We start from the raw sequence: 8,389 nt of genomic DNA on the forward strand, positions 1-8,389 counted from the left end.
CCACCGAGCGTTACGTAACGGGTCAGACCCGTTACGTAACGCTCGTAGCCTGCGGGGATGGCGTGGGAGCTGTTCCGTCGTGATGCGGCGGGTGCAACGGAGATGATCGGTGTCGATGGCGAGTCGCTCGACATGGCGCCGATCGCCGGACTCCCGTTGGCGTGCGAGATCACGATCGATGCGCCCTCGACGATGCCCGAGTTCATCGGCCCGGCCGAGATGTCGATCGAATCGATCACGACACGGTTGGGCGGGCGGATCGTCGGGACACGACGAACGGCGACCCGACTCCGGACGCTCGTCTACCTGCCGGACGACGAGCACGCATCACGATTCACCGAACTTCCGCTTCCGGCGAGAGCATCGGTCAGCGTCGCCCCGACCATCGACCCCGATTGGCAACTCTTCGACGGCGTCCGCCCGCTCGACATGGAGCAGCAGTCGATGGCCGACCTCCGGGTGATGGCGGATCTCCATGCCGCCGGCGACGTCGGTGGTGTTCGCCCGATCGACCACGTGATCCACGGAGTCGACGACGACCGGGTCGGCGCCTTGGCGTCGGCGGTCGCGAGCATCGGTTTCACCGTGGACGCGCCCATCGACGGCACGCTCGTCGTTTGGAACCGAGCCGATCCCGCTGACCTCACCTCCGACAGTTGGACCGTGCGGCTAATCTCCGAGCGTCACGGCGGAACGTACGCAGGCTGGAGTTGCGCGACGATCCGCGACGAGCCAGCGGCGAAACAGAAGAAGGAGAAGCGGTCGAAGAAGGGGTGGTTCGGTCGCCGATGATGCTCGCTGCGACGAAGTGGCCCACCTGGCAACAGGCGTGGATCACGATGCTGATCTGCATCGCCCTGTTCCTGATCGTGCGCCGATTGCGGCCGTCTCGGTTCACGGAGGTGTCGCTGCCGATCCTGCACGAGCTGGCGGTGTTGACCGGGCTCTACGGGTTGTGGCGGTCGGCGAAGAAGCTCCCGCTGACGCAGTCGGACGGCGCGATCGAGCGGGCGCGTTCGATCGTCGACTTCCAGAACGCGGTCGGGTGGCCCACCGAGCTCAGTCTCCAGGAGTTCGTCGTCGCCCACCAGCCGCTCGGCTGGCTGAGCGCCGCCTACTACATCGGGATGCACGTGCCGACGGTGTTCGCGTTCCTGATCTGGATGTTCTGGCGCCACCGCGACAAGTACGGACGTTGGCGGAACGTGCTCGCGATGACCACGGCTGGTTGCCTCTTCATCCGCTTCTGGCACGTCGCCCCGCCCCGTTTCCTGACCGACCTCGGATACCAGGATCTGTCCGAGGTCTACGACATGTCGGTGTACGGCCCCGTCGGTACGGGGGTGTCGGGGCAGTTCGTCGCCATGCCGTCGATCCACGTGGCGTGGGCAGCGGTGATCGCGTTCGGAGTCGTCGCGTCGACGTCGAGTCGCTGGAAGTGGTTGTTCGCCGCGCACCTGCCGATCACGATCCTCGTCGTCGCGGCCACCGGGCATCACTGGTGGTTGGACGGGGTCGTCGCGATCGGACTCGTCGGGCTGTCGCTCGCGATCGACGAAGGCGTCCGCCGCATGTGGCGGGGGTGGAGAAGCGGGTCAGAGATCGGCGCTGATGGCGTCGAGCAGGTCGTCGTACGCGGTGAAGCTCCGGAAGTGGGGGAACTCGGCGATCACGTTGTCGGGTGAACGAAACAGGTAGCCCGTCGACGCCGCCCCGAGCATCGTGGTGTCGTTGTAGGAGTCGCCGGCGGCGATGATGCGGAAGTTCAACGATTGGAACGCTTGGACCGCCTTGCGCTTCTGGTCCGGCTGGCGGAGCTGGTAGCCGACGATGCGGTCGCCGTCGGTGACGAGCTGATGGCACATGATGGTGGGCCATCCGAGCTGGCGCATGAACGGATGAGCGAACTGCTCGAAGGTGTCCGACAGGATGATCACCTGGGTCCGTGAGCGGAGCTCGTCGAGGAACTCCCGGGCCCCGGCCATCGGTTCGAGCGTCGCGATGACCTCCTGGATCTTCGCGAGGCCGAGCCCGTGCTGCTCGAGCAGGCCGAGCCGGTAGCGCATCAGGACGTCGTAGTCGGGTTCGTCGCGGGTGGTGCGCAGCAATCCTTCGATCCCCGTGGTGTCGGCGACAGCGACCCAGACCTCCGGGATCAGGACGCCCTCGAGGTCGAGGGTGACGATGGTCTGGGTCGGTTCGATCTCGGCGGCCACGCCGACATTCTGACGTGCTCGGGCCGAACTCCGAAATGTCAGCGATCGACGACCGTCAGCTCGACCGGCGGACGCTCGGGTGCGTCGCATGACTGTTCGGCCCACCCGAGGTAGATGATGCCCACGACGCGGTCGCCGGCATCGAAGCCGCACAGGTCGAGGACGCGGGGCGGTTCGGACAGAGCCGGCGTCGACCAGAACGTCGCGAGACCCATCGACGTCGCCGCGAGCAGCAGGTTCTGGATCGCGGCAGCGACGGCATCCCGGTTCTCGACGTGCAACATCGGGTTGTCGTGAGGTCCGCACCCGACGACCAGGGTGGCCGGTGTGCGGAGATACTTGCCGGCCGTCTTGAGTCGTTTGCCCTCGTCACCGAAGTCGGCATCGACCATGTCGGCCACCATCGTCTCGCCGAGCCGTCGGCGGCCGTCGCCGGTGAAGACGGCAAATCGCCACGGCCAGGTCCGCTTGTGGTTCGGGGCCCAGGAGGCGAGTTCGCAGAGTTGCTCGACCAGCGCGACCTGGACGTCGGCGGCATGGTCGACGAGCATCGACGTCCGTCGACTGCGGATCACCGCGGCGAGCTGATCGTACGTTGCGGGCTCGGTCGAGGTCCCTGACGTCATGGTCGCCAGCCTGTCAGGCCGCAGCCCCGATCGACACCTCGGCCACGCACATCGCGGTCGTCCGGTGCTGGCACCCGATGACCGCGGGTGCGCGGTCAGGGTCTGCAAGAGTCGGGCCATGCGTTCGCTCGTCATTCCCGTCGCCGCCCTCGCCTTCCTCGCTGTCGCCTGCTCGGGGTCTGACGGAGACAGCACTCCCGACACTCAGGAGGATGTCGCCGCGACCAACGAAACGCCTGCGACCGAGCCTCCGGCCACCGAGCCACCTGCCCCCGAGCCACCTGCCTCCGAACCGGCCGCGACCGACGTGCCGGCGACGGAGCCTCCGGCGACCGAGCCTCCGGCGACGGATGTGCCGACGATCGACGCCGGGACGGGAGACCCCTCCACGTTGGTCGAACAGTTGGCGTCCGACGAACTGAACGGCAGGAACAACGGCACGGACGGGTCCACCGCTGCCCGAGAGCTGTTGCTGTCGGAGCTGGTCGACGTCCTCGAACCCGCCCGGCCGGATGCCGCAGGCGACGACGGGTTCCTGCAGCCGTACGACGAGGGGACCAACATCATCGGACTCCTGCCGGGTCGGGGCGACCTCGCCGATGAATACGTGTTGATCGGAGCTCACTACGACCATCTCGGCCCCGGCGAGTGCGACGACCGCGGGGTGACCGATGACGAAATCTGCAACGGCGCCGCCGACAATGCGGCCGGGGTGGCCGCTGTCGTGTCGATCATCGAGACGGTCGACGCCGCCTACATTCAGGAATCCAGCGATGGGGACGAAAGTGATCGACGGTCGATCATCGTCGGTCTGTGGGACGGTGAGGAGGACGGGCTCGTGGGATCCGAGGTGTATGTCGGCGATCCGCTCATCCCGCTCGAACAGACGGTGGCCTACGTCAACTTCGACATCCAAGGCGCGCAGCTGACGCCCGAGCTGGCGAACACGACGATCCTCGTCGGCCCGGAGACCGGCGGCGAGGCACTGGTCGACGCCGCAGGACGGGCGACCGACGCATCGACGCTCGACTATGCGACGCTCAGCCTGATCTTCGGTCAGGGACGGAGCGACCACGCGAGCCTCGTGGCAGGCGGTGTCCCGTCCGTCTTCTTCACCGACGCGAACAACGGCTGCTATCACACCGTGCTCGACGACGTCGACCATGTCGACGACGACAAGCTCGACCTCCAGATCGCGACGGCGCAAACGCTCGTCGACGACTTGCTGACGACCCAGACGCCGCCGACGTTCGTGTCCGATACTCCGCTGACCACCTATGACGACGCGGTGGCGATGCTCGACGTGGTCGCCCGCGCCGAGCCGGACTTCGCCATTCTCGCCGGTGACGGGCCGGCGACGAGCGCGCAGTTCCTCGTCGACCTGCACGCGATCGTCGACGCCGGCGCCGCGGCCTATGACGATGCCGCCTCCGGGGCGATCCTGGGAGGTTCGGCCGCACTGATCGACGGCCTCGCCAACAGCGAGTGCACGCTTCCGGTCTGATCGGTGTCATCGGGTGTCGGACACCCGATGACCGTCAGTCGGGCTTGCGGGCTCGTGACGGTTGGACGCGGGGCGCTTCGTTGGGCATCTTCGGATAGACGGGCGGCCAGGGTGCGTCGGGGATGCCGTCCGCGAGGTCGGCGGCGAAGCGTTCGACGAGCGGGGTGATCGTGCAGACCGCATCGTCCATCAGTTCCCACGGGTCGCCGTACTCCTCGAGACGTGCCGGAACCGTGTCGATCGTGCATGCCTCCGGGTCGATCGTCTCGAGTTCGTCCCACCGGAACGGGGTCGACACCTGCGCGCCGACACGGGGACGCACACCCCAGGCACCGAACATGTTCTTGTGTGGCGCGTTCTGGTTGAAGTCGACGAACACCCGCTCGCCGCGTTCCTCCTTCCACCACTTGTCGGTGATCAGGTCGGCGTGGCGTTCGGCGAGGATCCGCCCGAGGGCGACCACGGCGCCGCGTACGGCGAACGAGTCCCAGCCCGGTTCGACGCGCACGTAGATGTGGATCCCCTTGCTTCCCGTCGTCTTCGGGAAGCCCACCATGCCGAACTCCGCCAACAGGTCGCGCGTGTGGCCGGCAGCTTCACGGGTCATGTCGAAGGTGACGCCCGGCGACGGGTCGAGGTCGATCCGCATCTCGTCGGCGTCTTCGGGATGGGCGGAGCGGAACTGCCACACGTGCAATCCGAGCACGCCCTGGTTCGCCGCCCACAGCACGTGTGCCAGGTCGGAGATCACGAGTGCCCGCGACGGGGTGCCGTTGATCGTCTCGACCGTGGTCGTGGTCAGCCAGTCCGGCGCCGAGTCCGGAATCCGCTTTTGGAAGAACGACTTTCCGCGCACCCCGTTCGGATAGCGCTCGAGCAGCACCGCCCGATCGTCGAGGGTCCGCATGATCGCTTCATCGACGGCGACGTAGTACCGGGCGAGGTCGAGCTTGGTGCGTTCCTCCTTGTCGGCGCCGACCGACGGGAACATCACCTTGTCCGGGTTCGTGATCGCGACCGTGCGATGTGCCCCGTCGGGCAGGTCGACGCGAATTTCCACCGGTGCTCCGAACTCCTCCGACGACGCCACGATCGTGAACGCTACGTCACGATCGGTTGCCGCTGTGTTTCCCGAGGCTTCCGATGGGGTATCACTTGGGGTCGTGGACGAACTTCTGAACCCAGACCAGACACCACGCCCCGCGGCGGCCGGGCTCTGGTCGTTGCTCGATCAACTCGGTTCGGAGGAACTCCTCGCCCGTCAGCATGCGACGGAACTCGACATCTTGACGATGGGCATCACGTTCACGGTGTACTCCGACGGCGAGAACATCGATCGCGCCTGGCCGTTCGACGTCGTCCCGCGGATCATCCCCGGCGACGAGTGGTCCCAGGTCGAGCGTGGCCTCGCCCAGCGCCTGCGCGCGGTCAACATGTTCATCGACGACCTCTACAACGATCAGCGGATCATCGCGGACGGCGTGTTCCCGGCCGATCTGCTCGAGGATTCGGCGAACTTCCGTCCCGAGTGCGTCGGAGCCCACCCGAAGTTCGGCGTCTGGGCGCACATCTCCGGATCCGATCTGGTCCGAGACGACGACGGGACCTTCTACGTCCTCGAGGACAACCTGCGGGTGCCGTCCGGTGTGAGCTATGTGATCGAGAACCGGGCGGTGACCAAGCGCGCGTTCCCCGAACTGTTCGGGCAGAACCGGATCCGGCCGGTCGACACCTACACCGATGCCCTGAACAAGCTGCTGATGTCGCTGGCGCCCGACGGCGTCGAGAATCCGACCGCCGTGGTCCTGACGCCCGGGATCTTCAACTCGGCCTATTTCGAGCACTCGTTCCTCGCGCAGCGGATGGGAGCGGAGCTGGTCGAAGGTGGCGATCTCGTGGTCGGTGACGACGACTGTGTCTACATGCACACGACCGAGGGTCGCCAGCGAGTCCACGTCATCTACCGACGCATCGACGATCTGTTCCTCGATCCGGAGGCGTTCCGACCGGATTCGCTCCTCGGCGCCGAAGGACTGATGCGGGCATGGAAGGCCGGCAACGTCGGGATCGCGAACGCGCCGGGTGCGGGCGTCGCGGACGACAAATGCGTTTATGCCTGGATGCCCGACATCATCCGCTACTACCTCGACGAGGAGCCCCAGATCGCGAACGTTCCGACCTACCGGTGCATGTACGAGGACGAACGGGAGTACGTGCTCGAACACCTCGACGAACTCGTGATGAAGCCTGCTAACGAGAGCGGTGGGTACGGCATCACGATCGGGAGCCGCGCGTCGGAGGCCGAGCTGACGAAGTGCGCCGAATCGATTCTCGACGACCCCCGCAACTGGGTGGCGCAGCCGATCATCAACCTCTCGACGGTTCCGACCCTGATCGACGGGACCATGCACCCGCGCCACGTCGATCTCCGCCCGTTCATCCTGACCGGCGAGTCGAGTTACGTCACCGCCGGGGGGTTGACCAGAGTCGCGTTGCAGGAGGGGTCGTTGATCGTCAACTCGTCACAGGGCGGCGGCAGCAAGGACACGTGGATCGTCGACGAACCGAATCACTCGACGGGTTGGTCCACCCAGGAGACGGCGTTCCAGACGCAAGGCCAATCGCAGTCCGGCGGGGGAGGGGCGGCCTGATGGCGCTGCTGTCCCGAAATGCCGACCGGATCTACTGGGCCGCCCGCTACCTCGAGCGCGGCGAGGACATCTCCCGACTCGTGCAGTCGTACGGCGAACTGATCGATGACCTCCCCAGCGAGGACGACTCGATCTCACGCTGGGGTGCGCTGCTCGCGGTACTCGGCGACCCGTCCGACGGCCCACACCATGGCGTCCCCGAGCGCGACGTCGTGCGTCGACTCGTGTCCGACACCGAGCAATCCGGCAGCGTCGCCTTCTGCATCGCGGCGGCGCGGGCCAATCTGCGCACCACCCGCGAGGTCCTCCCGCGAGAGGCGTGGCGGGCTGTGAACGATCTCTCGCTGTTCGCTCAGGAAGAAGCCGTGCGAGCGGAGGACCGTCGATTCCGGGACCGGGTGCTGACCAGGGTCATCGACGACAGTCGGCGCCTCGATGGGATCTTGACCTCGTCGATGACGCGCGACGACGCGTGGCAGATCTGGCGGCTCGGCCGCTACCTCGAACGGGCGGACATGACGACGCGCGTGGTCGGCGTCCGCGCCGCAGCGTTGATGGCACACCGTGAGTCGTCGCTCGCATACGACGAGGTGCACTGGATGGGAGTTCTGCGGTCGCTGTCCGCCCTCCAGATGTTCCAACGCTCCGTGCGTGGGTCGATCGATGCGACCGCCGTGGTCCAGTTCCTGCTGTTCGACAGCCGGTTTCCCCGGTCGGTGTTGTTCTGCCTGGACGAAATCGACCGGAGCCTCGACCGACTGACCCGCTCGGAGGCCGTGAAGTCGACCGTCACGGCAGCGCGCGATGCGCTGTTGTCGGTGATGGCGACGACCACCGACGGCGCGGACCTCGATCGCGCGATGGAGTGGGTACAGTCACTCCTCGGCAAGGTCAACAGCGCGATCACCGAGCGCTACCTCAGTATCGATGGTGGTTGATGAGTAGGACGTTCGACGCCGTGGACCCGACTGACCTCGGCGATCTCCTCCGACGACAAGGGGCGATCGATCGCCTGCTGATGGCCGAAGGCGCCGGCCACATCGTGCACGACCTGCCCGTCCGTTCCGATGGTCGATCCGTGGGTCTGGCCAGTCGGCCGTGGAGGCTGGACCCGATTCCGTACGTGCTCGATGCGGCGGAGTTCGCGTGGATCGAGGGTGCCGTCACGCGCCGCATGGAGATGCTCGAAGCGCTGCTTTCCGACCTGTACGGCGAACGCCGACTGGTCACCGACGGGGTCGTCGATCCGGCCGTCCTGTGGGGGAGCCCCGGATATCGACTCGCCGCGGTGGGCGCGGTCACCCGACGACAGCAGCGCCGGTGGTTGTCGACGTATGCGGTCGACGTGGTGCGGACCGCCGACGGTGTCTGGTTCGCGATCGCCGACCACAC

9 protein-coding genes are annotated in these 8,389 nt (G+C 66.7%); 6 read left to right on the forward strand and 3 right to left on the reverse strand.

The annotated features are described in order from the left end of the window. Positions 1-57: 57 nt before the first annotated feature. On the forward strand, positions 58-792 hold the full coding sequence (locus WBV89_RS02925) for a hypothetical protein (RefSeq protein ID WP_423979846.1): 735 nt from the start codon (positions 58-60) through the stop codon (positions 790-792). Continuing rightward, on the forward strand, positions 792-1,685 hold the full coding sequence (locus WBV89_RS02930) for a phosphatase PAP2 family protein (RefSeq protein ID WP_423979847.1): 894 nt from the start codon (positions 792-794) through the stop codon (positions 1,683-1,685). Before WBV89_RS02925 ends, WBV89_RS02930 begins: the two co-directional genes overlap by 1 nt. Here WBV89_RS02930 and thrH read toward each other — a convergent pair. After that, the gene (gene thrH / locus WBV89_RS02935) at positions 1,596-2,216 is read right to left on the reverse strand and encodes a bifunctional phosphoserine phosphatase/homoserine phosphotransferase ThrH (RefSeq protein ID WP_423979848.1); all 621 of its coding nucleotides are present in this window, start codon (positions 2,214-2,216) and stop codon (positions 1,596-1,598) included. The genes WBV89_RS02930 and thrH overlap by 90 nt on opposite strands. 38 nt (positions 2,217-2,254) lie before the next feature. Continuing rightward, positions 2,255-2,842, reverse strand: coding sequence for a nitroreductase family protein (locus WBV89_RS02940; protein ID WP_423979849.1), 588 nt, complete (start codon positions 2,840-2,842; stop codon positions 2,255-2,257). 118 nt (positions 2,843-2,960) lie between these two features. Between WBV89_RS02940 and WBV89_RS02945 the strand changes: the two genes are divergently transcribed. Next, positions 2,961-4,346: a M28 family peptidase gene (locus WBV89_RS02945; protein ID WP_423979850.1), complete on the forward strand. Its 1,386-nt coding sequence runs from the start codon at positions 2,961-2,963 to the stop codon at positions 4,344-4,346. 34 nt (positions 4,347-4,380) lie between these two features. On the opposite strand, the gene ligD is transcribed toward WBV89_RS02945, so the two are convergent. After that, on the reverse strand, positions 4,381-5,400 hold the full coding sequence (gene ligD, locus WBV89_RS02950) for a non-homologous end-joining DNA ligase (RefSeq protein ID WP_423979854.1): 1,020 nt from the start codon (positions 5,398-5,400) through the stop codon (positions 4,381-4,383). Between the two features lie 109 nt (positions 5,401-5,509). Between ligD and WBV89_RS02955 the strand changes: the two genes are divergently transcribed. The 3 genes from WBV89_RS02955 to WBV89_RS02965 all read left to right on the forward strand — a co-directional run. Continuing rightward, entirely contained in the window at positions 5,510-6,997 is a 1,488-nt protein-coding gene (locus tag WBV89_RS02955; protein WP_423979851.1) for a circularly permuted type 2 ATP-grasp protein, read from the forward strand. After that, positions 6,997-7,935, forward strand: a complete 939-nt coding sequence (locus WBV89_RS02960; protein ID WP_423979852.1) for an alpha-E domain-containing protein — start codon at positions 6,997-6,999, stop codon at positions 7,933-7,935. The genes WBV89_RS02955 and WBV89_RS02960 overlap by 1 nt, the downstream gene beginning before the upstream one ends. Beyond that, positions 7,935-8,389, forward strand: a 455-nt coding sequence (locus WBV89_RS02965; RefSeq protein WP_423979853.1) for a circularly permuted type 2 ATP-grasp protein, incomplete at its 3' end; no start/stop codon positions are given. The genes WBV89_RS02960 and WBV89_RS02965, both read left to right, overlap by 1 nt.

This window comes from Ilumatobacter sp., from assembly GCF_049588435.1.
Lineage (GTDB): Bacteria > Actinomycetota > Acidimicrobiia > Acidimicrobiales > Ilumatobacteraceae > Ilumatobacter_A.